Here is a 25,985-nt window from a genome sequence, read left to right as displayed (position 1 = left end):
TCTCAGGAGAATTCCATGTCGCAGCCGCTCAGCGAGCAGACGATCGCGCTCGTCAAGGCCACGGTCCCCGCACTCGAAGCCCATGGCCTCGCCATCGTGCACGAAATGTATGCCCGCCTGTTCCAGAACCCCGAGATCGCCGCCTTGTTCAACCAGTCGCACCACGGTGATGCGGGATCGCAACCGCGCGCCTTGACCGGGGCCATCCTTGCCTATGCGAGCAACATCGAGAACCTCGCGGCACTCGCGCCGGCGGTGGAGCGCATCGCGCAAAAGCATGTCGGTTTGCAGATTTTGCCCGAGCATTACCCCTATGTCGCCGATGCCTTGCTCGGCGCGATCAAGGCGGTGCTGGACGATGCTGCGACCGATGAGATTCTCGCTGCTTGGGGCGAAGCCTACTGGTTCCTCGCCAATATCCTGATCGCGCGTGAAGATCGGCTCTATTCGGAACAGCAATCGGCCGACGGAGGCTGGAGCGGCTGGCGCGAGTTCAAGGTGGTCGAAGTCGTGCCGGAAAGCGCGGTCATCACCTCGTTTATCTTGTGCCCCGCCGATGGGCTCCCTGTAATGGCATACAAGCCCGGCCAGTATCTGACCTTCTGGTTCGACATCCCCGGTCATCCGTCAGTGAAGCGCAACTATTCGATTTCCGCGGCGCCCAATGGCGAGACCTATCGCATCTCGGTCAAGCGCGAACCACAGGGGCTGGCCTCGGGTTGGCTTCACGATACTGCGGGCGTCGGCAGCAGACTCAAGGTCGCAGCTCCGGCGGGCGAGTTCTTCCTTGATGATACGAGCGAACGACCGGTGGTGTTGCTGTCGGGCGGAGTGGGTCTGACGCCAATGGTCGCGATGCTGGAGGCGCTCGTGGCGAAGGGAGGCACCGCGCCGATCCACTATGTCCACGGCACACATGATCGTACCACCCAGGCAATGCGCGATCACGTCCAGGCACTGGCGGCGAGCGCCGGTTTGGTAAGTGTCACCGACTTTCATCAGCACCCGCTGGGCGACGAAGTGGCGGGGCGCGACTACGACATCGCCGGGATCATCACCGACGAATGGCTGGTGGCCAACACGCCCATTGCCGAAGCGGACTACTACATCTGCGGGCCCCGCGCCTTTCTGCGTCACGCGGTTGCCACACTCTCGCAGGCTGGTGTAGCGGCTAGTCGCATCCACTATGAATTCTTCGGACCGGCAGACGAATTGCTGGCCGCCTGAGAGGCCCCTATCCGTTGCATCGATTGAAAAGCCCCGCCTTCTGGCGTCAACCCGGCATGCATCCGGCCCGTTCGGCGATCGGTGCGGGAATCGCTCTCGCGCTGACCGGGCTTGTCACAGCCTGGCTGCTTCCCGATCCCTCGGCGCTGCCATTTCTGGTGGCGCCGATGGGGGCATCGGCGGTGCTGGTCTTCGCCCTGCCAGCCGCCCCGCTTGCCCAGCCGCGCGCGGTACTGCTCGGCAATTTCGTTTCGGCGCTTTTTGGCGTATCCGCCGTGCAGCTGTTCCCCGATCCGCTCGTGGCGGGATCGCTTGGCGCTGGTGCGGCCATTCTGGCCATGCAGCTGCTGCGCTGCACTCACCCGCCGGGCGGGGCCGTGGCCTTGTTCGCCGCTTTCGGCGGCGATGCCGTGCGAGAGGCAGGCTTTGCCTTTGCGCTTCTTCCGGTCGGGCTCAACTCGCTGCTGCTGGTGGGGCTTGGCATAGCTTTCAACAATTTGGCCGGCAGCCGCTACCCCCATCGGGCCGAAACTGCCTCAACTGCGAGTCCCCGCACAAGCGACCAACCTGCCGCCGAGCGAACCGGCTTCAGCGACAGCGACGTCGAAGCTGTGCTCGACCGGTTGGAAGACCGGCCCGATATCGAGGCCGAGGATCTTGCCAGCCTGCTGCGCGCAGTCGAAGCTGAAGCCTTCGCCCGGCGCAAGCCGCTGCCGCTGTGCTTCGACATCATGTCGCGCGACGTGATCACCTGCCGCGCCACCGACGAGATCGCGCCGACCCTCGCGCTGATGGACGAACGGTGCGTCTCGGCTCTGCCCGTGCTGGACGAGAAGGATCATGTGATCGGATTGGTCCCGCGCCATGTGCTCGCGCCAGCGTCACAGGGAACGGTGCGGGAGGTCATGCTGAAGGGCGCGTGCCTGGTGGCGGTGGACAGGCCGGCTGCTACGCTGGTGCCGCTGCTGTCCGATGGTGTGCACCATCATGCCGTGGTGGTCTGGAGCAACGGCACGCTAGCGGGGCTCATTACGCAGACTGACCTGCTCGCTGGCATGCGGCATTTGTCGGAGGATGAATGAGGAGGGGGTCTCCCGCGACTGAAATGCGAGCCATATCTGAGTAATCTGTGTGGGGTCGCTAAGATCTGCAGGACAACAACAAAATACTTTACCAGCAGCAAGCGACCAATCCCAGCTGCTAGGATCAACTGTCATGAAGGTCTGCTTCCGGCAGAAGCGGCAGCGCCTCGCATCTTCCTAAACGGTCGGACACATGGGTATGGCCAGAAAATCACGCTTCCCGGCATTGGCCTCCGCTTCCCACCGGCCTGACCGGACGTTATTGTCGCGCCCAAAGGGGACGTCATGCGGATTGTCATTATCGACGATAGCGGGCTGCGCGCGTCCGTTCTGGAAGACGGGCTGCGCGATGCCGGCTATGACGACATCCACATTGTCCCGCCGCGCGGCGCGTTCGTTGCGAGGCTGGAGCGCATGGCGCCCGATGTCGTCCTGATGGACCTGGGTAGCCCCAGCCGCGATACGCTGGAAGAAATGCTGATGGTCAGCCGGGCGCTGGCCAAGCCGATCGCGATGTTCGTGGATCAGTCGGACGACGCCATGATCGGTGCGGCGATCGACGCGGGCATATCCGCCTATGTCGTCGACGGGTTGCGCAAGGAACGCGTGAAGCCGGTGCTGGAACTGGCGGTGCGCCGCTTCAATGCCTTTGCCCGGATGCAGGCCGAACGCGACGATGCGCGCGCCGCCCTGACCGAGCGCAAGGTCATTGATCGCGCCAAGTCCATCCTGATGAACCAGCGATCCATGTCAGAACAGGATGCCTATACGCTGCTGCGATCGACCGCGATGAACCAGGGCAAGAAAATCGTCGACGTGGCGCAAGCGTTGATTACCGCCAGCGACCTGTTGGGAGGGGGAGCATGACGACGACAGTGAAGATTTCCTTTTTGCCCCTGACCGATTCAGCCGCGCTGGTCGCCGCGCGCGAGCAGGGATTTGCGCAAGAGGAAGGTATCGACCTTGATCTGGTCCGCAGCACGAGCTGGGCGACGCTGCGCGACCGCATGATTTACGGGCAGGTTCACGCCGCGCAGATGCTGGCACCGCTGGCGGTTGCGGTCACGCTGGGCCTCAGCCAGCAGCCCGCCCCCCTCGCCGCGCCGTACAAGTTGAACGTGAACGGTAACATGCTGGTGATGGCAAACGACTTCGCAAAGGCGCTGGACCCCGATGTGGCGGCGCGTCTGGCCGATCCGCTGGGCACTGCGCACGACTTTGCCGCAGCGATCGGCCTGTGGCGGCGCAAACCCGTCATCGGCGTGGTCCATCGCTTCTCCAGCCATTCGCTGATGCTGCGTTACTGGCTGGCGAGCGCGGGCGTCGATCCGGACAAGGATGTCGTGCTGCGCGTGCTGCCGCCGTCGCTGACGGTCGAGGCGATGCAGGCCGGGGAAATCGACGGATTTATCGCGGGCGAACCGTGGGGCAGCGCAGCGGTCGAAGCCGGACTGGCCGAGGCGGCGGCGATCGGCGAACGCATCTGGCAGCGCGGCGTGGAGAAGGTTCTGGCCTTCCGCGAAGCCTGGATGGAGGAGAATCCCGAAACGGTCGACAGGTTGCTGCGCGCCCTGGCACGCTCCGCCGCATGGTGCGACGATCCGGCCAGTCACGACAGGCTGTCCGAGCTGCTTTCCGATCCACGCTATATCGACCAGCCGGCGCATCTTATCCGGCGCGCCCTTGCCGGCCAGATTATGGCGCGGCCGCACGAGCCGGCTTTGGCCAGTCCCGACTTCATCCTGTTCGGCCGGGAAGCGACGCCCTTTCCATGGCGCAGTCAGGCGCTGTGGATCTACTCGCAGCTTGTGCGGTGGGGCATGGTGGATCATGACCCGGCAACGGCGACCCGCGCTGCGGCGGTTTTTCGCCCCGATATTTTCCGGCGCGCGCTGACGGGCAGAGATGTGGCAATGCCCGGCGCGAGCATGAAGGTGGAGGGCGCGGTCCAGCTGCCGCTTGCAGTCGGATCGCGTCGGGGAGACCTGACCCTTGGCCCCGACCGTTTCTTCGACGGGCGGATTTTCGATCCCGAACGAATCGAGGCATATCTCGCGGAATTTTCGCAGACGCGTTGATTTCCCGGGCGAAAATTGTGCTTTGCAACAGCCTGCAGATTCCATAAGACTATAGGAGTCGCGCGACGAAGCGCGCTTATATCGATGCGCTGTCCCAAAGGTGGGATCGCCATCCCCAATTTCTATCGCAGCAGAGCCGCTGACCGGACTTGCCCATAGGGGTGACGTCCGGGCTGCGGCTTTTTTCGTGTCTATTTTCCATTTATGGGGGAAGCACCATGGCAACCGCTTATTGGGACCGCGAACAGACTGGCGCCGCGCCGGCGCCCGCGACAAGTTTCTGGAAGGCCGGTCACACACCGACCCTGATCGCCGCCTTTCTCTATTTTGACCTCGCCTTCATGGTGTGGGTTCTGCTCGGGCCGCTGGCGCCGATGATTTCCAAGACATTGATGCTGACGCCCGCCGAAAAAGGCCTGATGGTCGCGACGCCGACGCTTGCCGGAGCCTTGCTGCGCGTCGTCAACGGCCTGCTCGTCGACCGGATCGGACCGAAGCGGTCGGGCGCGATCAGCCAAATCATCGTCATTGCCGGATTGTTCTGCGCCTGGGCGCTGGGCGTCGACAGCTTTGGCGGTACGCTGGCGCTGGGCGTCATTCTGGGCTTTGCAGGCGCAAGCTTCGCCATCGCCCTGCCGCTTGCCAGCCGCTGGTATCCGGCGGAACATCAAGGCAAGGCGATGGGCCTGGCGGGCATGGGCAATTCGGGAACGGTGCTTGCGTCGCTCTTTGCTCCCGTGCTTGCCAAGATGTTCGGCTGGAATGCCGTGCTTGGCCTCGCCTGCATCCCGCTGACGATCGTCTTTGTCGCCTATATGCTGATGGCCAAGGACGCGCCCAATGCGCCCGCACCCAAGAAGATCGTCGATTATTTCACGCCACTCAAGCAGGCTGATGCCTGGTGGCTGATGGCCTTCTACGCCGTGACGTTCGGCGGTTTCGTGGGACTTGCCGCCAGCCTGCCCATCTATTTCACCGACCAGTTCGGCCTGACGCCGATCGTTGCGGGTTATTGCACCGCAGGCTGCGTTTTCGCCGGATCGCTGGTGCGGCCGTTGGGCGGCGCGCTTGCTGACCGGATCGGCGGGGTCAAGGCGCTGACGATCGTCTATATCGTCGCGGCACTGGCGCTGGCGGGCGTGGGCTATGCCACGACTTTGGCCGGTGCGCTTGGCCTGTTCGTCCTCGCCATGCTGGCGCTGGGCACGGGTAACGGCTCGGTCTTCCAGCTCGTCCCGCAGCGTTTTCAGCCGGAAATCGGGGTGATGACGGGTCTGGTGGGCATGGCCGGCGGGATCGGCGGCTTCTACCTCGCCAGCTCGCTGGGTCTGGCAAAGCAGATCACCGGCAGCTTCGCGCCCGGCTTCCTGATCTTCGCCGGACTTGCGGTTCTGGCGGTGCTGGGCCTGACGGCGGTGAAGGCCCGGTGGCGCGCGACCTGGAGCACCGGAGCGCGCATCTGACGATCTGAAACCGGGGGCGGCGCAGCTTTTGCCGCCCCCGGTTTCATCGCTTCACCATTCGTCCGGGGGGACGCATCCCATGAAGGTTTTTATCGTAACCGCGGCCGCGCTGGTCGTCGCACGCCCCGCTTGCGCCCAGACAATTGCCCTGAAGCCGCTCGCGGAAGCACGACTGCGCTACGAGCATGTCGATCAGGATGGCTTGCCGCAAGAGAAGGCCGATGCCCTTACGGTCCGCGCCCGCGCCGGACTTACCGCGAGCAGCGGCGCGCTGTCCGCCTCCATCGTCGGGCAAGGGACGCTGGCGATCGTCGATCATTATTATGACGGCCTCAATGGCGCGCCGACACGGCCGATCGTCGCCGATCCGGAAAATGTCGCGCTCTACATCGCGCAGCTTCAATATAAGACGAAGGCGGTCGCCCTGACGGCGGGACGCCAGAAGATCGTGCTCGATGACGAACGCTTTGTCGGCAATGTCGCCTTCCGCGACAATGCGCAGACGTTCGATGCAGTGCGGGCCGAACTCACGCCGGTAAAGGGCCTGAAGCTGGACGTCGCCTATGCCTGGAGCGTCAGGTCGATCTGGGGCGTTCAGGGGACACGTGCCCGGCAGCAGGCGGTGAGCGGCGACAATATCCTCGCCAATCTTTCCTACACGACGCCCATCGGCACGATGACGGGCTTTGCCTATCTGGTAAATCAGGATGAGGCGGCGGTGCAGGCATATCGCCTGTCGAGCCAGACCTACGGCGTGCGGCTCGCCGGCGCGAAGGCGCTGTCGAAGGCGGCGAAGCTCAGCTACCAGCTCAGCTATGCGCGCCAGTCCGACTATCATCGCAATCCCAACGACTATAGCGCCGATTACTGGCTGGCGGACGCCACGCTGGACGTGAAGGGGTGGAAGCTCAATGGCGGCTACGAAGTGCTAGGCGCCGACAACGGACGACCCTTCACCAGCTTTCAGACGCCGCTCGGCACCAATTTCAAGTTTCAGGGATGGGCCGACAAGTTCCTGACCACGCCCGCCAACGGCGTGCGCGACCTCTATGTCGGCGGCGGCTATGACTGGAAGAAGTGGGGCAGGTTGTCGGCCATCACCCTGACGGCAAGCTGGCACAGGTTCGACAGCGATAGGCTCGACCAGCATTATGGCAATGAGGTCGATCTTCTGGCGACCGCGAAGGTGAAAAAGACGGCTCTGTCGGTGCGCTACGCCCATTATGATGCGCGAGCGCTGGCGACCGACACGAACAAAGTCTGGCTTCAGGCGGACTGGGCCATCTGATTTGAAAGCATCGCGACGAATCGCTTGAGCCACCTAGCGATTCGTCCTATGCTGCGACGCAAGGGACAAGGATGTCCTCCTTCACATAGCCGCGACGATCCACAGACGGGTCGGCAAGGCACGATATGATGGCAAAGCCGCCATCCAGACTCTCGGTTCTCACCGATGGTCCGGATGGCGGCTTTTTTGTTTTCCGAAAGGCACTGGGATGGAATTTCAGCGTGAGACTGTTCCGGTCGCGGAGCGCGTTGACGATCTTCTCGTCACCTCCCCCGACCCGCGCGAACATCTGGTTGTGGTGGGCAACGGCATGGCGGGATGCCGTGCGGTCGAAGAACTGCTGGCGCGCGACGCGGGGCGCTATCGCGTCACGATCTTCGGCGCCGAACCGCATGTGAACTACAACCGCATCATGCTGTCGCCGGTTCTGGCGGGGGAAAAGACTTTCGAGCAGATCGTCATCAACGATGCCGCCTGGTATGCCGACAACGCCATCGAGCTGATCTCGGGCGACCCGGTGACGGCGATCGACCGCACCGCCAAGCGCGTGACGGCGCAGAGCGGGCGCAGCGTCTCCTATGACAAGCTGCTGATCGCGACGGGGTCAGACCCCTTCATCATCCCGGTGCCGGGCAAGGATCTGCCGGGCGTCATCAGCTTCCGTGACATGAAGGATGTCGACACCATGCTGGCGGCGGCGGAAGCCGGGAAGGCCAATGGCGGCGGCAGCGCGGTGGTGATCGGCGGCGGCCTTCTGGGACTGGAGGCGGCGCATGGCCTGACCCTGCGCGGTATGAAAGTGACGGTCATCCACCTCATGGACACGCTGATGGAGCGGCAGCTCGACGAGGCGGCGGGCTGGCTGCTGAAGACGGCGCTGGAGGCGCGCGGCCAGACGATCCTGACGGGCGCCAATACCGAAGCCATCTATGGCGACGGCAAGGTCGAGGGCGTCCGCCTGAAGGACGGTCGCGAAATCCCCGCCAGCCTCGTCGTCATGGCGGTGGGCATCCGCCCCGCGACGGCGCTGGCGCGCGAGGCGGGCCTCACCGTCAATCGCGGCATCTGCGTCGACGATCATATGGTGACGAGCGATCCCGACATCCTGGCGGTCGGCGAATGCGTCGAACATGACGGCAATGTCTATGGCCTCGTCGCGCCGCTGTGGGACATGTGCCGCAGCCTTGCCGATGGCCTCACCGATCAGCACAGCGGCTATCGCGGCTCGGTCACATCCACAAAGCTCAAGGTCGCGGGCCTTGACGTGTTCTCCGCTGGCAACTTTTCGGGCGGAGATGGCTGCGAGGACATCGTGATGCGCGACGCATCGCGTGGCATCTACAAGCGCGTCGTGGTGAAGGACGACCGCGTCGTCGGCGCCGTGCTCTATGGCGATACCGTCGATGGCGGCTGGTATTTCGACCTGCTCAAACGCGAGGAAAATGTCGCGGATATTCGCGACATGCTGATCTTCGGACAAGCCTTCGCCCAGGGAGGGGGCGCGCTGGACCCTAAGGCGGCCGTTGCGGCGCTCTCGGACGATGCCGAGATTTGCGGCTGCAACGGCGTCAGCAAGGGGCAGGTCGTGGCGTGCATCGGGGCGGGCAATGCCAGCCTCGACGCCGTGCGCGCGACGTGCAAGGCGTCGGCCAGCTGCGGCAGCTGCACCGGCCTTGTCGAAAATCTGCTGAGCGTCGTGCTGGGCGATGATGTGAAGTCCGGTCCCAAGACGATGTGCAAATGCACCAGCTTCACTCATGACGACGTTCGGCGCGAGATCGTGGCGCAGGACATGCGCTCCATCCCCGAGGTGATGCAGAAGCTGCACTGGTCGACGCCCGATGGCTGCTCGTCGTGCCGCCCTGCGCTCAACTATTATCTGCTGTGTGCGCTGCCCGGCGTCTATCACGACGATCAGCAAAGCCGCTTCGTCAATGAACGGATGCACGCCAACATCCAGAAGGACGGCACCTATTCGGTGGTCCCGCGCATGTGGGGCGGCCTGACCAACCCGCGCGAGCTGCGCGCGATCGCGGATGTGGTCGAGAAATATAACGCGCCGATGGTCAAGGTCACGGGCGGTCAGCGGCTCGATATTTTCGGGATCAAGGGCGAGGATCTGCCCGCCGTCTGGGCCGACCTCAACGCCGCGGGCATGGTTTCGGGCCACGCCTATGGCAAGTCGCTGCGGACGGTGAAGACCTGCGTCGGGTCCGAATGGTGCCGCTTTGGCACGCAGGATTCGACCGGCCTTGGCGTCAAGGCCGAGCGGATGACCTGGGGATCGTGGATGCCCCACAAGTTCAAGATCGCCGTGTCGGGCTGCCCCCGCAACTGCGCGGAGGCGACGATCAAGGACTTCGGCGTCGTCTGCGTCGATTCAGGCTATGAGCTGCATGTCGGCGGCAATGGCGGCATCCACGTTCGCGCCACCGACCTTCTGTGCAAGATTTCGACCGAGCAGGAGGCGCTGGATTACTGCGCCGCCTTCATCCAGCTCTATCGCGAAGAGGCCCGCTATCTCGAACGCACCGCGCCGTGGATCGAGCGCGTCGGCGTCGACTATGTAAAACAGCGCATCGTCGAAGACGCCGCCGGTCGGGAAGCCCTGCGCGCCCGCTTCCTCTATGCCCAGAGCTTTTCGCAGGACGATCCTTGGGCAGAGCGCGCCGCTGGCCAGCACGCCGAACTGCACCAGCCCATCGCCCCCTTCGCCATCGCAGCAGAGTGAACGACATGACCACATGGATTGACATCGGAACGCTGGACGACATCCCCCAGCGCGGTGCCCGCACCGTCCAGATCGCGGGGCAGAAGGATCTTGCGGTGTTCCGCACAGGTGATGATCATGTCTTCGCGCTGGTCAACGAATGCCCGCACAAGAAGGGGCCGCTCAGCCAGGGCATCGTGCATGGGCACAGCGTCGCCTGCCCGCTGCACAACTGGAACATCGCGCTCAGGACCGGGCAGGCGCAGGGTGCGGACGAGGGATGCACGCCTGTCATCGAAGTGCGTCAGGAGGGCGGCCGCATCCTGATCGCGCAGCCCGACGCCATGCAGGCGGCCGCCTGATGCAAGAGGCGGTCCGCACCACCTGCGCCTATTGCGGCGTCGGCTGCGGCATCGTCGCGACGCCGACCGGCCCGCGATTGGTTTCTGTGAGGGGGGATGAGGCGCACCCGGCCAACGGCGGGCGCCTCTGTTCCAAGGGCACGCATCTGGGCGAGACGGTCGGTCTTCAGGGGCGGTTGCTGCATCCGATGATCGGGGGCAAGCGGGCGGGCTGGGACAAGGCGCTCGACCTTGTGGCAAAGCGCTTCAGGGACGCGATCGATCGCCACGGCCCCGACAGCGTCGCCTTCTACGTCTCCGGCCAGTTGATGACCGAAGACTATTATGTCGCCAACAAACTGATGAAGGGCTTCATCGGGTCGGCCAATATCGACACCAACAGCCGCTTGTGCATGTCGAGCGCGGTCGCGGGGCATAACCGCGCCTTCGGCGAAGACATCGTTCCGGCAAGCTATGACGATCTCGACGCGGCGGACCTCATCGTCCTGGTGGGATCGAACACCGCCTGGTGCCACCCGATCGTCTATCAGCGGATACAGGCGGCGCGGGCGGCACGCGGCACGAAGCTGGTCGTCATCGACCCGCGCCGCACCGAGACTTGCGAAGGCGCGGACCTGCACCTGCCCATCCGCCCCGGAACCGACGTTGCGCTTATGAACGGGCTGCTGGCCTGGTGTAATGCGACATGGACGATCGACCGGACGTTCATCGAGCGCTCGATCACCGCGCCAGAAGGCTTCTGGGAGCATATCCGGAACGGTCATGACCTTTGGACGACGGCGCAGACATGCGATGTCGAGCCCGCGCTCATCAAGCAGTTTTTCGAAATGTTCGCCGCGACACCGCGCACCGTCACACTGTTCAGCCAGGGCGTGAACCAGTCGATCCGCGGGACCGATCAGGTCAATGCGATCATCAACGTCCATCTTGCCACCGGCCGCATCGGCAAGCCGGGCGCGGCACCCTTTTCGATTACCGGGCAGCCCAATGCGATGGGCGGGCGCGAGGTCGGCGGCCTTGCCTCGACCCTTGCGGCGCACATGGACTTTGCGCCGGACAATGTGGCGCGCGTGGGCCGCTTCTGGGCCGCGCCCAACATGGCGACCAAGCCGGGGCTGAAGGCCGTCGATCTGTTTCGCGCAGTGGACGAAGGGCGGATCAAGGCGCTGTGGATCATGGCGACCAACCCCGCCGTATCGATGCCCGACGCAGGCCGCGTACGCGACGCTTTGGCCTTTGTCCCCTTCCTCGTCGTGTCGGACATCATGGCCAACACCGACAGCAGCACGCACGCCCATGTCAGCCTGCCCGCCGCCGGATGGGGGGAGAAGGACGGCACGGTCACCAATTCGGACCGCACGATCAGCCGCCAGCGTCCCTTCATGGCGCTGCCGGGTGAGGCAAAGCCCGACTGGTGGATCGTGAAGGAAGTGGGCCGTCGCATGGGGTGGGCCAACGCCTTCGCCTATGACCGGCCCGCCGACATATGGCGCGAACATGCGCGCCTGACCGCCTATCAGAATGACGGGCAACGATTGCTGAACCTTAAGGACAAGGCGACGATCGGCAACGAAGCCTATGAGGCGATGGAGCCGTTCCGGTGGGGCGGTCGGCCTTTTGCCGATCGCTCGTTTGCCACGCCCGAGGGCAAGGCGCGACTGGTGCTGACCAGACAAATGGACGTGCAGCCGCCGCTCAAGGACTGGCCGATGACGCTCAACACCGGGCGCTATCGCGACCAGTGGCACACGATGAGCCGCACCGGCCTGTCGCCCAAATTGTCGCGGCATCGTGAAGAGCCGCTCGTGGAAGTCCATCCGCAGGACGCGGCGGCGCTGGGGCTTGCCGATGGCGATCTGGCGCGGGTCGATACTGCGCAGGGGAACAGCGTCTTTCGCGTCGCCCTGAACGAAGGGCAGCGTGTGGGTGAGATTTTCACGCCGATCCACTGGACCGATCGCACGAGCAGCGGCGGGCGCACCGGGCTCCTGCCGCGTCCGCTGGTGGACCCACATTCGGGGCAGCCGGGCTTCAAGTCCACGCCCGCCAGCGTCACGCGGGTCGAGACCGAATGGAAGGGCTTCCTGATCCTGCGGGGAGAGACCTTCCCGCACATCCCCTGCCTGTGGGCCACCAAAATCACCGTGCCGGGGGGCGCCCTGTTCGAAGTAGCCGGGAACGGCGATCCCGCTCGGCTCGAGGCATTGCTTCCTCATGGCGAGCGGGTCGAGGCGCTGGACCGGGCGAAGGGCACGCGCCGCGTCGCCAGCATCAACGAAGGCCGTTTGCAAGCCGTCCTGTTCGTGACGCGCACCGGCCTCCTGCCCTCCCGCGACTGGCTGATCGCGCAGTTGGAAGCGGTCAACGTGGGTGGTTCGGTGCTCGCGGCACGTGGTCCGGGCAGTCAGCCCGACAAAGGCGCGACCGTGTGCGTCTGCTTCGACATCGGCCTCAACCAGATCGTCGCTGCGATCCGCGACCAGCATCTGATGGATGTCGCCGCTGTCGGCGCCGCACTTGGGGCGGGCACAAATTGCGGATCGTGCCGCCCCGCGATCGCGACCATCTTTACCCAGACCATGCAGGAGACGCTTGATGCCGCGGAATGACCTGATCGCGCCCGGAGACGTGTGGCTGGTGGGGGCTGGCCCCGGCGATCCCGACCTTCTGACGCGAAAGGCCGAGAAGCTGATCGCAGCGGCAGAGGTCGTCTTCTATGATGCGCTGGTCGGGCCGGGCGTGGTGGACCTGATCCCCTCCAGTGTCGAGCGGGTAAGCGTAGGCAAACGATCCGGCCGCCATTCGAAGGATCAATTGACGATCGACCAGATGTTGGTCGCCGCATCGCTGGCGGGCAGGCGCATCGTGCGCCTGAAGGGCGGCGACCCAGCCATGTTCGCCAGAGCAGCCGAGGAAATGTCCGCCCTGCGTGCGATCGGCGCGCGCGTTCGGATTTGCCCCGGCGTGACGGCCGCCAGCGCGGTGGCGGCGTCGGCGGGCGTGTCCCTTTCTCTCCGGGGTATCGCCCGCCGCGTTCAGTTCGTCACCGCGCACAGTCGGCGTGGGCAGGCGCTCGATCTGGACTGGAATGCGCTGGCCGATCCGACCAGCACGCTAGCGGTCTATATGGGCCGGGATGCCGCGCCCGAACTCAGTCGCGCCCTGATCGCCGCTGGCTTGCCCGGGTCGACCCCAGCGCTCATCACGTGCGACGCGTCCCTGCCGCAAGAGCAGATGCTGCGAACCCGGCTGGACCTGCTGCCTTTGGTGATCGAGTCCTTTGCCCAGGATCGCCCGACGCTGATCCTGATAGGAAAAGCGGTGGCGCAACCCGATCTGACCGTCGTAGCCGGGGCGGTTGCCGACAATGTCATGACGCACTAGGGCCGCGTCATGACCGCAGCAACCAGCATTGCGTGCGCCGCGACCATTGGCTTCGATGAAGCGCAGGCGATCGTGCGGAAGAGTTGCGTGCCGCTAGGTTTTGAGTTCGTGCCTCTTGGCAAGGCAGGCCGGCGCGTCCTTGCCAGGGATGTCGTCGCCGGGATTGATTCGCCACGGCGGGACTGCGCGGCTATGGACGGATATGCCGTGCATTCCCGCGATCTTGCGCAAGGGGTCATCCGGTTTCGCCTCTCCGGCGAAAGTGGCGCCGGTGGACCGCTTCCAGTGCCGTTGCCACCCGGCACGGCGGTTCGAATATCGACCGGCGCGCCGATGCCTCCGGGTGCCGACCGTGTCGTCATGCGCGAATATGCGATGATCGACGGGAAACATGTCATACTGACGGACAGGGGTGGCAAGGGCCATGTCCGCAGGCGCGGCGATGATTTTGCGCGAGGCCAGACATTGCTGACCGCAGGCACCCGCATGGATGCGCGGGCCATGGTCGTGACCGCCGCCGCCGACGTAGAGGGTGTGACCGTATGGCGCCGGCCGCGCGTGCATGTCATGACCAATGGCGACGAACTGGTCGAACCCGGCAAGGCCGCAATGCAGGCCGATACCGTTCCTGATAGTCTAAGCGAAGCTTTGACGCTGATAGCGCGGCAATGGGGCGGCAAGCTGACCGGCATGTCACGCGCGACCGACCGGATCGACAGCCTGCGCGATGCCGCGCAGGCCGCGCTTTCCGAAACCGACATTTTGGTGCTGGCGGGGGGCGCATCGCATGGACATCGGGATCTGGCCCGCGCAGCGCTCCTGCCGCTCGGCCTGCGCCTCGCCTTCGCGGGCGTTGCCATGAAGCCGGGCAAGCCTCTGTGGTATGGCAGAATCGGCAGGACTCACATTCTGGGCCTACCAGGAAATCCGACTGCCGCCCTGACGACCGCGCGTCTGTTTCTGGCGCCGATGATCGCGGCCATGTCAGGCGCCGGTTTCGCCTCTGCCTTGCGCTGGTCCAGCCATGCGTCGTCCCTTGCTTTGGAGGAAGGCGGCGACAGGGATCAGTTCTTATGCGGGGTGACGCAGGGCAATACCGTTCGAACTATTGAACGCCAGCAGGCGTCGGCGCAGATGATGCTGGCGCAAGCGGATGTCCTCGTCGAGCGACGGGCAGGTGTGCCTGCCGGTCCGGCAGGTTCCGTTCTACAATGCCTGCGCTTCTGACATGGCCCTGCTGGGAGCGATCATTGGAGGTGGCATGTCGCGGCGCTTCGGCTCCGACAAGGCCATGGCGCGGATTGATGGCGTTACGCTTCTGGACCACGTCCATGCCGCCTTGCAGCCTCAGGTCGACGATATCGTCTTGTGCGGGCGTAGCTGGCTGGAGTGGACCTCCATCCCGGACGTGCCGGGCCCGGGCCTTGGGCCGTTGGGGGGCATGGCCGCGGCCTTGGAATATGGCCGCCGTAACGGCTTCGACGCTGTTCTGACAGTTCCGTTAGACACCTATCCACTTCCAAGTGACCTCGCTCGCTCGCTCGGAACTGGGCCAGTTTGTTTCGCTGACCAGTATATGGTGGGTATTTGGCCAGCATCGCTATGTGCTCGCTTGAACGCGCATATTGTCAGCGGCCACCGGTCCGTGCGGTCATGGATCAGCGCCTCAGGCTGTCAATTAATAAAAGTCGATAATCTCGCCTGGAGAAACATTAATGTAGCTACAGATCTACATGAAATTTTTGAATAATCACAACATCATCTCGAAGGGATTCTTAAACTGCTAATCGCAGAGTTGACTGGCCACTTAGATGTGGCCTGATCAGAATCGCGCGCTTTCGGCGATGTTTAATCTTTTTAATAGTTCCTGGACAGGTGAGGCGGGCCCGTGGGGTGCACCCTTTCAATAATTTTATCGCCAGGGTCTTGCTGGGCCGCCAGCCTCTCCGCCAAGGCTGCCCGTTTCAAAGAGCAATGACGGTAAAATTACCGATGTCTGTTTCCAAACCAAAACCTGCCGCTCGCAAATACAAAACTGAATGGCAGGTTTGTCCCAGGCCCAGTCATAATCGGGCGGTCCGCTTTCAAGCATCGTAATATTGCGGTCGAACGGCTTGAGTGGGCGCAGTCCGGACAACTCACGGCAGCATCCACCGGCGCATTCCAGCCAATGGCGCTTTCCAGCTTGGTATTTGGACTTGGCTGGAAGGTCGCCATGCCGCTGGCGATCACAAATGTCGGCGAAGCCTTCGCCGCGGCGTGGATGGTCCGTCGTGCCTATCCCCGTTTCGGACAATTCTTGTCCGCTCGCGAGATTCTCTGGTTTGTAGCCGTTGCCGGCATCGCCGTTCCGCTGGTCGTCGCATTTGTCGGGGCCTTGTTCGTCCATATCGCCGGCCGGGCGCCCTATTGGACGACGTGGCGTGATTGGTTCACCGCCCATGCAGTGGGCGTGATCGCATTCGGCCCGCCGATGATCCTCCTGCTTGGAGGGTACATCAACAGGTGGATGAAACGCGTCGACCGGATCAGGGCGATAGAGGCATGGGCGATCATGCTGGCTGTGTGCGCCGTGGCGACTGTCACGTTTGGCTAGGGCCAGATCCCCCTTCTCGCGTTGCCCTTTCTGCCGATGATGCTGGCAACGCTACGACTTGGGCGTTTCGGTGCAGTCACCTCCATCGTCATCCTCGTCACCATCGCCAGCATTTTCTCCCTGTCCGGCGTGGGGCCCACGACGATGATTTCGGGCGGAATGGGCCTGCGCCTCCAGATCCTTCAGGCGTACTTCGCCACCGTCGTGATGGTGATCCTGCCAACCGCCGGCGCGCTCAAGTCAAGAGGGCGCCTGTATGAATTGAAGAGAGCCGAACGCTGGCTAGCGGCATTCCAGATGCCACCCTTTCGATAATCGAAGAAACGGGGTACCTCATTCCGTTGGAACAACCTCAACCGCTAATGAGCGTCTTGAAGGCCAAACTTTTCAATTGATTGGATGCCATGAATCCCTGTCTGTCATTAAGCGAACTTGCCGAGTTTCTCGATGGCGCATTTCCGAGCGAAACGCGCGCGTCCCTTGGCGCTGTGGTCGATGTTCAAGCTGGGCATGTCCGCATGACCCTCGATCCGAACTCAAGCATGGGTCGGCCCGGAGGGATCGTATCGGGGCCAACGCTCATGGCACTTACCGATGTTGCAGCCTATGCGGTGATTATCGCTCACCATGGGCGAAAGGAGATGGCAGTAACAAACGGTCTGTCCATCTCCTTCCTCCGCGCCTGCAAAATGGAGACGATCATTGCAGACGCCCGATTATTAAAGCTGGGCCGCCGACTGGCCACGGTCGATGTGCGGGTCTGGCAGGGGAATGAGGACCACCTTATCGCCCAAGCCACTGTCGGTTACGCGCTCCCGTAGCTTGGGCTTCAACGCGCCGCTGACGGAGGATCTGATACGCTCGTAAGCCAGGAATGTCCTCTGTCAGCGAAAGCGGGCGGTCGGGTGGCGAGCTTGGAACGACTGATTAGTCCCACACCAGTCAAATCCGAATGTCCGATTCTGGGCGGGAGCATAATGCTGCCAAACGGCTTGAATGGGCGCCGAGCTGCTGGACCGCTTATGAGGAACCAACGTCATTTGCCCGTCGGCGGTTGAAAGGACGTCTTAAGCGGGTTGGACTGAGCGTAACCGATGTAACGCTCTCGAACTGGCCTGATCCACCCTTGGTTTCACTTGCGCTGCCGTGATGGCCGGCGAGTCGGAGCCAAGGCACATGACCCCCACCAAGCTGCTAGTCGGGCAGATTTTCATCGTTTTCGCGATCGTCCTGCTGGGCGTATGGGCGGGAACCCAATGGGCCGCCGCCATGCTGGGCTATCAGGCGCAGCTCGGTGCGCCTTGGACGATCGCGTGCGGCATCCCGGTCTATCGGCCATGGCAGCTGTTCGGATGGTGGTATCATTACGAGGCTTATGCGCCCGAGGTCTTCGACAAGGCTGGCGCGCTGGCCGGGGCTAGCGGATTTCTCGGATGCGCTGCGGCCATCGTCGGATCGCTTTGGCGCGCGCGTCAGAACCGCCACGTCACCACTTATGGCTCGTCACGCTGGGCGTCGCAGCGCGAGATCGCTAACGCGGGCCTGCTGCGCGATGCCGGTGTCTTTCTCGGCCGGCTCGGCTCCGACTATCTGCGTCATGACGGCCCTGAGCATATCATGGCCTTTGCGCCGACCCGCTCGGGCAAGGGCGTCGGCCTCGTCGTGCCGTCTCTCCTGTCCTGGACCGGCAGTGTCGTCGTTCACGACATCAAGGGCGAGAACTGGACACTGACCGCCGGCTGGCGCTCGCGCTTTTCGCACTGCCTGCTGTTCAACCCGACCGATCCGCGCTCGGCCCGGTACAATCCGCTTCTGGAGGTTCGCAAAGGCCCGGACGAAGTGCGCGACGTGCAGAATATCGCCGATATTCTCGTCGACCCGGAAGGCGGGCTGGAGCGGCGTTCGCACTGGGAAAAAACCAGTCACTCATTGCTGGTCGGCGCCATTCTCCATGTCCTCTATGCCGAGGAAGAGAAGACGCTGGCGCGCGTCGCCACCTTTCTCTCCGATCCCCAGCGCAGCTTTGCCAGCACCCTGCGCCGCATGATGGCGACAAATCATCTGGGCACGTCCAAGCATCCCCAGGTCCATCCCGTCGTCGCCAGCGCCGCGCGCGAAGTGCTGAACAAGAGCGAGAACGAGCGGTCCGGCGTGCTCTCCACGGCGATGTCGTTCCTTGGCCTCTACCGTGATCCGACCGTGGCGCAGACGACATCCGCTTGCGACTGGCGCATCGCCGATCTCGTCGATGCCAGGGCGCCGGTGTCGCTCTACCTCGTCATTCCGCCCTCGGACATCTCGCGGACCAAGCCGCTGGTCCGGCTGGTCCTGAACCAGATTGGCCGCCGCCTGACCGAGCGGCTGGAGGGCGATCCCCGTAAGAGCCGCAAGCACCAGTTGCTGATGATGCTGGACGAATTCCCGGCACTGGGCCGCCTCGACTTCTTCGAGACCGCGCTCGCCTTCATGGCCGGCTATGGCATCCGCGCCTACCTCATCGCGCAGAGCCTGAACCAGATCAGCAAGGCCTATGGCGAGAGCAACGCCATCCTCGACAATTGCCACGTCCGCATCGCCTTCAGCTCGAACGATGAACGCACGGCCAAACGGATCAGCGATGCGCTCGGCACCGCGACCGAACTGCGCGCGCAGCGCAACTATGCCGGGCATCGGCTCGCGCCCTGGCTCAGCCATGTCATGGTGTCGCGACAGGAGACAGCCCGGCCGCTGCTGACGCCCGGCGAGGTCATGCAACTGTCGCCCGCCGATGAACTGGTGATGGTCTCGGGGCTGGCGCCGATCCGGGCAAAGAAGCTGCGCTACTATGAGGACCGCAACTTTGCCGCGCGCGTGATGCCGCCGCCAGTGCTTAGTGATGGCCCCTATCAGGATCGGCCGGAATCCCGCGCTGACGACTGGGGAATCGAAGTCCGCAGTCCCCATGATGGCCTCGCTGCTGCATCCACGGACGATGCCGATGCTTTCGCGGAGGCGGAGGGTGGTCTTCAGCGTGAGCGCCATCCCGGCCTCGCCGAGGAGCAGGCCCCGGCCCCGGATGAGACGGAGCGCGATGCCGCCCCCGGCACCGACGACGAGAGCGACGAGGTCGCCGACCGACGCGCCATGGACCGTCTGCGCAATCTGAACCCGGTCCAGCGTGCCTATGGCATTAACGAGAGCACGGATCGCGGCGACGATCTGCTGCCGAACTTCTGACGGGGAGAACGGCAGTGAAACCACGCCATCATCTCTATCTCGACGAGGAACTTACCGCCCGTCTCGACATGCTGGCATCGAAACCGGGCACGTCGAAGTCCGCGATCATCTCCGACGCCCTGCGCGAATATCTCAATCGCCGCGCCACCCGCGAAGTCGATGACCTGCTCAAGCACCGGCTCGACCGGCTCAGCAATCAGCTGGGACGTATCGAGCGCGACGCAACCGTGCTTCTCGAAACCCTGTCGCTGTTCGTCCGCTATCAGCTGACTGTGACGGCGCCGCTGCCCGAGGCGGACAAGGCTGCACAGGTGGTCGGGCGCGAGCGCTTCCGCCGTTTCGTCGATCAGGTGGGACGACAGCTTGCGACTGGTCGGTCGATCGACACTCCGGCTGGCGATGGTGAGCCGTCATGAGCGGCGCGCTTGGGGCACAGTCACGCGACCGTCGCAGCGCCATGCTGCGCACCGCCATGGGACCGGCCATTGCCGCCGCGCTCGCCGATCCGCTTGTCATTGAGATCATGGTTAACCCGGATGGCGTGCTGCGGCTCGACCGTCTTGGCGAAGGCCGGATCGAGACCAGCGCCCGGCTGGAAGTGGCCGAGGCAGAGCGGATCGTGCGTCTCGTCGCCAGCCATGTGCGCGCAGAGATCCATGCCGACGCGCCGATCATCAGTGCCGAACTACCTGACGGTGGCGAACGCTTCGAAGGTCTGCTCCCGCCGGTAGCGTCGGCGCCATGCTTCGCCATCCGCAAGCCGGCTGTCCGCATCCACCGCCTCGCTGACTATGTGGCCGACGGCATCATGCGTGCTGAAGTCGCCGTGGTGCTCGCCAAAGCCGTCGTCGACCGGCGCAACATCCTCATCGCGGGCGGCACCTCGTCGGGCAAGACCACGCTGGCGAACGCGCTGCTGGCCGAAATGGCTCAACTCGACGAGCGGGTGATCCTGATCGAGGATACGCGCGAGTTACAATGCGCCGCGCCCGATACAGTGGCGCTGCGAACGAAGCCCGGCGCCGTGACGATGGCCGATCTCGTCCGCTCGACCTTACGGTTGAGACCCGACCGCATCATCGTTGGCGAGGTCAGGGGCGGCGAAGCCCTCGACATGCTTAAGGCCTGGAACACTGGCCATCCCGGCGGCATCGCCACCGTCCATGCCAACAGCGCGCGATCCGCGCTCTACCGCATCGAACAGCTGGTGGCGGAAAGTGTCGTCACCGTGCCGCGCCGCCTGATCGCAGAAGCGATCGACATGGTGGTGCTCATCTCCGGCCGAGGCATCGGCCGCAGGATCGAGACCGTTGCCGAGGTCGGCGGGCTCGATGAGGGCGGCGATTACGCCGTCACTGACCTCGTCATCCCCCACAGCACTGGAGACTGATCCATGTACGCATCACGTTCGTTCGTCCCCGCGCGCCTGTCGCGCGCCACGCTCATCGCTGCCGCTCTGCTGCTGCCCGTCACTGCCATGGCGTCCGGTTCGGGGATGCCGTGGGAGGAACCGCTTCAGCAGATTCTGGAGTCGGTACAGGGGCCGGTCGCCAAGATCGTCGCGGTGATCATTATCATAACCACCGGCCTGGCGCTGGCGTTCGGTGAGACCTCCGGCGGTTTCCGCAAGCTGATCCAGATCGTTTTCGGCCTCTCGATCGCCTTTGCCGCCTCCAGCTTCTTCCTCTCCTTCTTCAGCTTCGGCGGCGGGGCATTGGTCTGATGGCCGGGCCTGGCTCCATCGCCGACGGCGGGCATAGCGGCAGTGCTCGTATCGAGGGCTTCGAGGTGCCGCTGCATCGCTCGCTGACCGAGGCGATCCTGCTCGGCGGCGCGCCGCGCGGGATCGCGATCCTCAACGGCACGCTCGCCGCCGCGATGGGGCTGGGCCTCCAGCAGTGGATCGCAGGCCTGCTGCTCTGGCTCGCCGGGCACAGCCTCGCCGTCTTTGCGGCCAAGCGCGATCCCGATTTCGCGCCCGTGCTGGCCCGACACCTCCGGCAGAAGGTCTATCTCTCATGCTGAACCTCAAGGAATATCGCAGCACGGCCGACCGGCTGGCCGACCATCTGCCATGGGCCGCGCTGGTGGCGCCGGGCGTTGTGCTCAACAAGGACGGCAGTTTCCAGCGCACCCTGCGTTTTCGTGGTCCCGACCTCGAAAGCGCGACCGAGGCCGAGCTGCTCTCGGTCTGTGCCCGTGCCAACAATGCGCTGCGGCGCCTCGGATCAGGCTGGGCCTTTTTCTTCGATGCCGAACGGATCGAGGCAATGGATTATCCCGACAGCACGTTCCCCGATGCAGCCTCCTGGCTGGTCGATGAGGAACGGCGGGTACATTTCGACGGGCGCAAGGGACAGCATTTCGAGAGCCGGACCCACCTTACGCTCTGCTACCTGCCGCCCGCCGATCAGGTCAGCCGTGCCGAGCGCGCGTTGCTGGAGCGCGATGCGCCCCAGCAGGATCGCGACTGGCGCACGGAACTGCGGGCCTTCATCGCCGAGACCAACAGGGTGCAAGACCTGCTCTCAGGCTTCATGGCAGAGGTTCGCGCGCTCGACGATCGCGAGACGCTGACTTTCCTGCACAGCTGCATCTCGCCCCGGCGTCACGTTGTCGGACTGCCGGAGACGCCGATGTATCTCGACGGCCTGCTGGTCGATACGCCGTTGTCGGGCGGGATCGAGCCGATGCTGGGCGACCGGCATCTGCGCACCGTCACCGTGCTGGGATTTCCCAACGCGACCCGGCCTGGCATTCTCGATGCCCTCAACCATCAGGACTTCGCCTATCGCTGGGCGACCAGGTTCATTGCGCTCGACAAGACGGCAGCGACCAAGGCGCTGACGAAGATCCGGCGCCAGTGGTTCAACAAGCGCAAGTCCATTGCCCAGCTGATGCGCGAGGTGATGATGAACGAGCCGGTCCCGCTGATCGACAGCGATGCAGACAACAAGGTGGTCGATGCCGACCTCGCGCTTCAGGCGCTTGGCGGCGATCATGTAGCTTTCGGTTACTACACGTCGACAATCACCGTCAGCGATGCGGATCGGGGACGCGCCGAAGAAAAGGTCCGCATCGTCGAGCGGATCGTCAATGGTCTGGGCTTCACCTGCATCCGCGAGAGCGTCAATGCGGTCGAGGCCTGGCTCGGATCGCTGCCCGGCCATGTCTATGCCAATGTCCGGCAGCCGCTGGTCCATACGCTCAACCTCGCGCACCTGATGCCGTTGTCGTCGGTCTGGGCTGGCCCGGCTTGCAACCGGCACCTCGGCGGACCTCCACTGCTTTATGCCGAGACCAGCGGTTCGACGCCGTTCCGCCTGTCCACTCATGTCGGCAATGTCGGTCATATGCTGATCGTCGGCCCGACTGGCGCGGGCAAGTCGGTGCTGCTGGGGCTGCTCGCGCTTCAGTTCCGCCGTTATCCCGGTGCCCAAGTCTATGTCTTCGACAAGGGCTTGTCCGCCCGCGCAGCGGTGCTGGCGATGGGCGGCGAGCATCATGCCTTGGGAAGCGGCGGCGAAACCGGAGATGCGCTGGCATTCCAGCCCCTGCGCAATATCGACGATGATGCCGAACGCACGTGGGCGGCCGAATGGATCGCGGCGCTCCTGACTGCCGAGCGCATGGAAGTGACCCCCGAGATCAAAGAGGCGCTGTGGTCGGCGCTGACCAACCTTGCCGGCGCTCCGCCCGAACAGCGCACACTGACGGGCCTATGCCTCCTGCTCCAGTCCAATGCGCTGAAGGCAGCGCTTATGCCCTACACTTTGGAAGGGCCGTTCGGCCGCCTGCTCGACGCGGTCGAGAATGCGTTGGCGTTGGGTGATGTGCAGTGCTTCGAGACCGAGGCGCTGATGCACAGTGCAGGCGCGGTCGCTCCGGTGCTGACCTATCTTTTCCACCGGCTGGAAGAGCGGTTCGACGGGCGGCCGACCCTGTTGGTGCTCGACGAGGCCTGGGTCTTCCTCGACAACCCGCTCTTCGCCGCTCGCATCCGCGAATGGCTGAAGGTTCTGCGCAAGCGCAATGTCAGCGTGATCTTCGCGACCCAGAGCCTTGCCGACATTGCCGACAGCAGCATCGCGCCCGCCATCATCGAAAGCTGCCCACAGCGCATCTTTCTTGCCAACGATCGGGCCGTCGAACCGCAGGGCCGCGCCGCCTATGAGCGTTTCGGCCTCAACGAGCGGCAGATCGAGCTGATCGCCCGTGCGACGCCCAAGCGGCATTATTACCTACAATCGCGCGCGGGGAACCGCCTGTTCGAACTGGCGCTGGGGCCGATCGCCCTTGCGCTGTGCGGTGCCTCCGATCCCGGCAGCCAGAACCTGATCGACCGGCTGCTCGATGAGCATGGGCGCGACGGTTTCACCGCTGCCTTCCTGCTCTCCCGCGGGCTCGACTGGGCAGCGGCGTTGCTCGCCGGCTTCGATGCCGTGCCCGATGCCGGCGCCGACCCTACCGCGACCGCTTCTCACCCCCAGCAAACGGAGCTTGATCTATGAAATCCCGTTTTCTCGCCGCCCTGATGGCCGCCACCGCCACGGTGACTGCCGCCGTCGTGCCCGTCCCACCGGCCTATGCGCTGCTGGTGTTCGATTCCTCCAACTATGCGCAGAACGTCCTGACCGCCGCGCGCACGCTTCAGCAGATCAACAACCAGATCCAGGCACTCCAGAATCAGGCGACGATCCTGACCAACATGGGCAAGCATCTCCAGCGGCTCGACTTCTCTTCCCTGAGCGAGATCAGCCGCTCGATGCAGCGGATCGGCACTCTGATGAATCAAGCCGAGGGCATCGCCTTTGATCTTGCCTCCACCGACGAAGCCCTGCGCAAGCAATTCCCCGCTGCATTCGATACCGCGCTCTCAACCAACGAGATCATCGCGCAGGCGCGTGCCCGCTATCAGGCATCGATGCAGGGTTACCGCCAGACCATGCGGGTGCAGTCGCAGGTGGTGGAGAATATCCAGTCCGACGCGACGCTGCTGACCGAACTGGTCAGTCAGAGCCAATCCGCCACCGGCAGCCTTCAGGTCAGCCAAGCGACCAACCAGTTGATCGCGGTCTCCACGCGCCAGCAGCTCCAGATCCAGCAGATGATGGCGGCGCAATACCGCGCCGATGCACTGGAGCGTGCCCGCGAGCAGCAGGCGATGGAGGCCGCGCGCGAGCAGAGCCGCCGCTTCATCGGCACCTCTACCCTCTACACCCGCCGCTAGGAGAACAGGCGATGGACCCCGACATTGGCGGGCTCGACCTCAATATCGTCGACGCGTTTCTCGACACCTTCCTCACCTATATCGACAGCGGCTTTGGCCTGCTGTCCGGCGACGTAGCCTTCCTGACTACGGTGCTGATCGGCATCGATGTCACGCTCGCCGCCCTGTGGTGGGTGATGGATAACGATCAGGATATGCTCGGGCGGCTGGTCAAGAAAGTCCTCTATGTCGGGGCCTTCGCTTATATTCTCGGCAATTTCTCGCGGCTTGCCGACATCGTCTATCGCAGCTTTTCGGGGCTGGGCATCACGGCGGGCGGCGGCGGCCTCTCCGCGGACGATCTCCTTCATCCCGGCAAGATCGCGGGCACCGGATTTACCGCCGCCTATCCGTTGATCGCCAAGGTCAACGACCTGATGGGCTTTCCCGAATTCTTCGGCAATTTTCTCGCCATCGCGGTGCTGCTGATCTGCTGGCTATTGGTGGTGCTCGCCTTCTTCATCCTCGCCATCCAGCTTTTCGTCACCATCGTCGAGTTCAAGCTGACCGCCTTGGCAGGCTTTGTGCTCGTGCCGTTCGCACTCTGGAACAAGACCAGCTTCCTAGCTGAACGGGTGCTGGGCAACGTCGTCTCGTCGGGCATCAAGGTGATGGTGCTCGCCGTCATCATCGGCATCGGCACCAACTATTTCGACCAGATGACCAGCCTTGTCGGCGATGATCCCGGTGTCTCCGAAGCGCTTACTCTACTGATGGGCGCGCTGACGCTGTTCGGTCTCGGCATCTTCGGCCCCGGCATTGCCTCCGGCCTAGTATCCGGTGCGCCGCAACTTGGTGCGGGCGCCGCCATCGGCACGGCGGCAGGCGCGGCGATCATGACTGGCGGCGCTGCCTTGCTCGGCGCACGCGGCGCGATGATGGCCGGGCGCGGCGGCATGGGCGCGATCCGTGCCGGGACGGCAATGGGTTCGGCGGCCTCGACCGCCTACAAGCTGGGCCAGGAAACCTCTGGCAGTGCCCGCGTCGGCGCAGGCCTCGGCGGTATCGCGACCGCAGCAGGCGGCGCGGCATCGCAGGTAGCCAGAGCGACGGCATCGCGTATCGCCGCCCCCGTGCAGGCCAGCGCCGCCGCAGGGCAGCAAGCAGCCTGGAATGCCGGGCGGACATCGCCAGCACCTGCCGCGCCCTCCGCCAACACCGCACCATCCGATCCGGCACCGGCCTGGGCGCAGAGCCTCCGGTCCCAGCAGACAGCACGGCACCACCGGCACATGGCGATGCAAGCCGTGAAGGACGGCGATCGACCCGGCGGCTCCGCCAATCCCGACCTCAGCGAAAAGGGGTGAAAG

23 protein-coding genes are annotated in these 25,985 nt (G+C 64.2%); all 23 read left to right on the top strand.

All coding sequences use genetic code 11. The features are described 5' to 3' along the window. Window positions 1–15 precede the first annotated feature (15 nt). The 23 genes from hmpA to trbL all read left to right on the top strand — a co-directional run bounded on the left by hmpA (window position 16) and on the right by trbL (window position 25,982). A complete protein-coding gene (hmpA, locus tag RLDS_RS48090; RefSeq protein ID WP_021227572.1) occupies window positions 16–1,227 on the top strand; it encodes an NO-inducible flavohemoprotein in 1,212 nt (403 codons plus the stop codon). A gap of 56 nt (window positions 1,228–1,283) precedes the next feature. After that, complete coding sequence (locus tag RLDS_RS48085) at window positions 1,284–2,309, top strand: HPP family protein (RefSeq protein WP_009824055.1); 1,026 nt, start codon at window positions 1,284–1,286, stop codon at window positions 2,307–2,309. Between the two features lie 285 nt (window positions 2,310–2,594). Further along, window positions 2,595–3,176, top strand: coding sequence for an ANTAR domain-containing response regulator (locus RLDS_RS48080; RefSeq protein ID WP_009824056.1), 582 nt, complete (start codon window positions 2,595–2,597; stop codon window positions 3,174–3,176). Continuing rightward, the gene (locus RLDS_RS48075) at window positions 3,173–4,387 is read left to right on the top strand and encodes a CmpA/NrtA family ABC transporter substrate-binding protein (RefSeq protein ID WP_009824057.1); all 1,215 of its coding nucleotides are present in this window, start codon (window positions 3,173–3,175) and stop codon (window positions 4,385–4,387) included. The genes RLDS_RS48080 and RLDS_RS48075 overlap by 4 nt, the downstream gene beginning before the upstream one ends. A gap of 218 nt (window positions 4,388–4,605) precedes the next feature. Next, the gene (locus RLDS_RS48070) at window positions 4,606–5,850 is read left to right on the top strand and encodes a nitrate/nitrite transporter (RefSeq protein ID WP_009824058.1); all 1,245 of its coding nucleotides are present in this window, start codon (window positions 4,606–4,608) and stop codon (window positions 5,848–5,850) included. A 79-nt stretch (window positions 5,851–5,929) separates the two neighbouring features. Continuing rightward, on the top strand, window positions 5,930–7,138 hold the full coding sequence (locus RLDS_RS48065) for a hypothetical protein (protein ID WP_009824059.1): 1,209 nt from the start codon (window positions 5,930–5,932) through the stop codon (window positions 7,136–7,138). 208 nt (window positions 7,139–7,346) lie between these two features. Beyond that, on the top strand, window positions 7,347–9,869 hold the full coding sequence (gene nirB / locus RLDS_RS48060; protein ID WP_009824060.1) for a nitrite reductase large subunit NirB: 2,523 nt from the start codon (window positions 7,347–7,349) through the stop codon (window positions 9,867–9,869). A 5-nt stretch (window positions 9,870–9,874) separates the two neighbouring features. Beyond that, on the top strand, window positions 9,875–10,210 hold the full coding sequence (gene nirD, locus RLDS_RS48055; protein ID WP_021224520.1) for a nitrite reductase small subunit NirD: 336 nt from the start codon (window positions 9,875–9,877) through the stop codon (window positions 10,208–10,210). Further along, window positions 10,210–12,819: a nitrate reductase gene (locus RLDS_RS48050; RefSeq protein ID WP_009824062.1), complete on the top strand. Its 2,610-nt coding sequence runs from the start codon at window positions 10,210–10,212 to the stop codon at window positions 12,817–12,819. The genes nirD and RLDS_RS48050 overlap by 1 nt, the downstream gene beginning before the upstream one ends. After that, window positions 12,806–13,594 carry a uroporphyrinogen-III C-methyltransferase gene (cobA, locus tag RLDS_RS48045; RefSeq protein WP_009824063.1) on the top strand — a complete coding sequence of 263 codons (789 nt, stop codon included), beginning with the start codon at window positions 12,806–12,808 and terminating at the stop codon, window positions 13,592–13,594. The genes RLDS_RS48050 and cobA overlap by 14 nt, the downstream gene beginning before the upstream one ends. 9 nt (window positions 13,595–13,603) lie before the next feature. Next, window positions 13,604–14,821 carry a molybdopterin molybdotransferase MoeA gene (locus tag RLDS_RS48040; protein WP_009824064.1) on the top strand — a complete coding sequence of 406 codons (1,218 nt, stop codon included), beginning with the start codon at window positions 13,604–13,606 and terminating at the stop codon, window positions 14,819–14,821. Window position 14,822: 1 nt separating this feature from the next. Continuing rightward, window positions 14,823–15,344 (top strand): molybdenum cofactor guanylyltransferase, encoded by a 522-nt coding sequence (locus tag RLDS_RS48035; RefSeq protein ID WP_009824065.1) that lies wholly within the window; start codon window positions 14,823–14,825, stop codon window positions 15,342–15,344. A gap of 420 nt (window positions 15,345–15,764) precedes the next feature. Next, window positions 15,765–16,190, top strand: coding sequence for an MASE1 domain-containing protein (locus RLDS_RS48030; RefSeq protein ID WP_021224521.1), 426 nt, complete (start codon window positions 15,765–15,767; stop codon window positions 16,188–16,190). Window positions 16,191–16,226: 36 nt separating this feature from the next. Continuing rightward, a complete protein-coding gene (locus RLDS_RS48025; protein ID WP_021224522.1) occupies window positions 16,227–16,505 on the top strand; it encodes a hypothetical protein in 279 nt (92 codons plus the stop codon). Between the two features lie 89 nt (window positions 16,506–16,594). Next, a complete protein-coding gene (locus tag RLDS_RS48020) occupies window positions 16,595–17,011 on the top strand; it encodes a PaaI family thioesterase (RefSeq protein ID WP_021224523.1) in 417 nt (138 codons plus the stop codon). Window positions 17,012–17,366: 355 nt separating this feature from the next. Continuing rightward, window positions 17,367–19,406, top strand: coding sequence for a conjugal transfer protein TraG (locus RLDS_RS48015; RefSeq protein WP_021224524.1), 2,040 nt, complete (start codon window positions 17,367–17,369; stop codon window positions 19,404–19,406). Between the two features lie 14 nt (window positions 19,407–19,420). Next, a complete protein-coding gene (locus RLDS_RS48010; protein WP_021224525.1) occupies window positions 19,421–19,822 on the top strand; it encodes a ribbon-helix-helix domain-containing protein in 402 nt (133 codons plus the stop codon). Further along, a complete protein-coding gene (gene trbB / locus RLDS_RS48005) occupies window positions 19,819–20,796 on the top strand; it encodes a P-type conjugative transfer ATPase TrbB (protein ID WP_021224526.1) in 978 nt (325 codons plus the stop codon). Before RLDS_RS48010 ends, trbB begins: the two co-directional genes overlap by 4 nt. A gap of 3 nt (window positions 20,797–20,799) precedes the next feature. Further along, window positions 20,800–21,129 (top strand): TrbC/VirB2 family protein, encoded by a 330-nt coding sequence (locus RLDS_RS48000; protein WP_021224527.1) that lies wholly within the window; start codon window positions 20,800–20,802, stop codon window positions 21,127–21,129. After that, window positions 21,129–21,431: a VirB3 family type IV secretion system protein gene (locus RLDS_RS47995; protein WP_021224528.1), complete on the top strand. Its 303-nt coding sequence runs from the start codon at window positions 21,129–21,131 to the stop codon at window positions 21,429–21,431. The genes RLDS_RS48000 and RLDS_RS47995 overlap by 1 nt, the downstream gene beginning before the upstream one ends. After that, window positions 21,425–23,917, top strand: coding sequence for a conjugal transfer protein TrbE (trbE, locus tag RLDS_RS47990; RefSeq protein WP_021224529.1), 2,493 nt, complete (start codon window positions 21,425–21,427; stop codon window positions 23,915–23,917). Before RLDS_RS47995 ends, trbE begins: the two co-directional genes overlap by 7 nt. Continuing rightward, complete coding sequence (gene trbJ / locus RLDS_RS47985; protein ID WP_021224530.1) at window positions 23,914–24,636, top strand: P-type conjugative transfer protein TrbJ; 723 nt, start codon at window positions 23,914–23,916, stop codon at window positions 24,634–24,636. Before trbE ends, trbJ begins: the two co-directional genes overlap by 4 nt. 11 nt (window positions 24,637–24,647) lie before the next feature. Beyond that, window positions 24,648–25,982, top strand: a complete 1,335-nt coding sequence (trbL, locus tag RLDS_RS47980; RefSeq protein WP_021224531.1) for a P-type conjugative transfer protein TrbL — start codon at window positions 24,648–24,650, stop codon at window positions 25,980–25,982. The last annotated feature ends 3 nt before the right edge of the window (window positions 25,983–25,985 follow it).

This window comes from Sphingobium lactosutens DS20 (assembly GCF_000445105.1).
Taxonomy (GTDB): domain Bacteria; phylum Pseudomonadota; class Alphaproteobacteria; order Sphingomonadales; family Sphingomonadaceae; genus Sphingobium; species Sphingobium lactosutens.
The sequence above is the reverse complement of the archived record's forward strand: the minus strand, read 5'-3'. Positions and strand labels throughout refer to the sequence as shown.

What these genes read in the sequence shown, in the direction of transcription:
- hmpA (WP_021227572.1), top strand. Translation starts at nt 16, where the DNA reads ATGTCGCAGCCGCTCAGCGAGCAGACGATCGCGCTCGTCAAGGCCACG.
- RLDS_RS48085 (WP_009824055.1), top strand. Translation starts at nt 1,284, where the DNA reads ATGCATCCGGCCCGTTCGGCGATCGGTGCGGGAATCGCTCTCGCGCTG.
- RLDS_RS48080 (WP_009824056.1), top strand. Translation starts at nt 2,595, where the DNA reads ATGCGGATTGTCATTATCGACGATAGCGGGCTGCGCGCGTCCGTTCTG.
- RLDS_RS48075 (WP_009824057.1), top strand. Translation starts at nt 3,173, where the DNA reads ATGACGACGACAGTGAAGATTTCCTTTTTGCCCCTGACCGATTCAGCC.
- RLDS_RS48070 (WP_009824058.1), top strand. Translation starts at nt 4,606, where the DNA reads ATGGCAACCGCTTATTGGGACCGCGAACAGACTGGCGCCGCGCCGGCG.
- RLDS_RS48065 (WP_009824059.1), top strand. Translation starts at nt 5,930, where the DNA reads ATGAAGGTTTTTATCGTAACCGCGGCCGCGCTGGTCGTCGCACGCCCC.
- nirB (WP_009824060.1), top strand. Translation starts at nt 7,347, where the DNA reads ATGGAATTTCAGCGTGAGACTGTTCCGGTCGCGGAGCGCGTTGACGAT.
- nirD (WP_021224520.1), top strand. Translation starts at nt 9,875, where the DNA reads ATGACCACATGGATTGACATCGGAACGCTGGACGACATCCCCCAGCGC.
- RLDS_RS48050 (WP_009824062.1), top strand. Translation starts at nt 10,210, where the DNA reads ATGCAAGAGGCGGTCCGCACCACCTGCGCCTATTGCGGCGTCGGCTGC.
- cobA (WP_009824063.1), top strand. Translation starts at nt 12,806, where the DNA reads ATGCCGCGGAATGACCTGATCGCGCCCGGAGACGTGTGGCTGGTGGGG.
- RLDS_RS48040 (WP_009824064.1), top strand. Translation starts at nt 13,604, where the DNA reads ATGACCGCAGCAACCAGCATTGCGTGCGCCGCGACCATTGGCTTCGAT.
- RLDS_RS48035 (WP_009824065.1), top strand. Translation starts at nt 14,823, where the DNA reads ATGGCCCTGCTGGGAGCGATCATTGGAGGTGGCATGTCGCGGCGCTTC.
- RLDS_RS48030 (WP_021224521.1), top strand. Translation starts at nt 15,765, where the DNA reads ATGGCGCTTTCCAGCTTGGTATTTGGACTTGGCTGGAAGGTCGCCATG.
- RLDS_RS48025 (WP_021224522.1), top strand. Translation starts at nt 16,227, where the DNA reads ATGATGCTGGCAACGCTACGACTTGGGCGTTTCGGTGCAGTCACCTCC.
- RLDS_RS48020 (WP_021224523.1), top strand. Translation starts at nt 16,595, where the DNA reads ATGAATCCCTGTCTGTCATTAAGCGAACTTGCCGAGTTTCTCGATGGC.
- RLDS_RS48015 (WP_021224524.1), top strand. Translation starts at nt 17,367, where the DNA reads ATGACCCCCACCAAGCTGCTAGTCGGGCAGATTTTCATCGTTTTCGCG.
- trbB (WP_021224526.1), top strand. Translation starts at nt 19,819, where the DNA reads ATGAGCGGCGCGCTTGGGGCACAGTCACGCGACCGTCGCAGCGCCATG.
- RLDS_RS48000 (WP_021224527.1), top strand. Translation starts at nt 20,800, where the DNA reads ATGTACGCATCACGTTCGTTCGTCCCCGCGCGCCTGTCGCGCGCCACG.
- RLDS_RS47995 (WP_021224528.1), top strand. Translation starts at nt 21,129, where the DNA reads ATGGCCGGGCCTGGCTCCATCGCCGACGGCGGGCATAGCGGCAGTGCT.
- trbE (WP_021224529.1), top strand. Translation starts at nt 21,425, where the DNA reads ATGCTGAACCTCAAGGAATATCGCAGCACGGCCGACCGGCTGGCCGAC.
- trbJ (WP_021224530.1), top strand. Translation starts at nt 23,914, where the DNA reads ATGAAATCCCGTTTTCTCGCCGCCCTGATGGCCGCCACCGCCACGGTG.
- trbL (WP_021224531.1), top strand. Translation starts at nt 24,648, where the DNA reads ATGGACCCCGACATTGGCGGGCTCGACCTCAATATCGTCGACGCGTTT.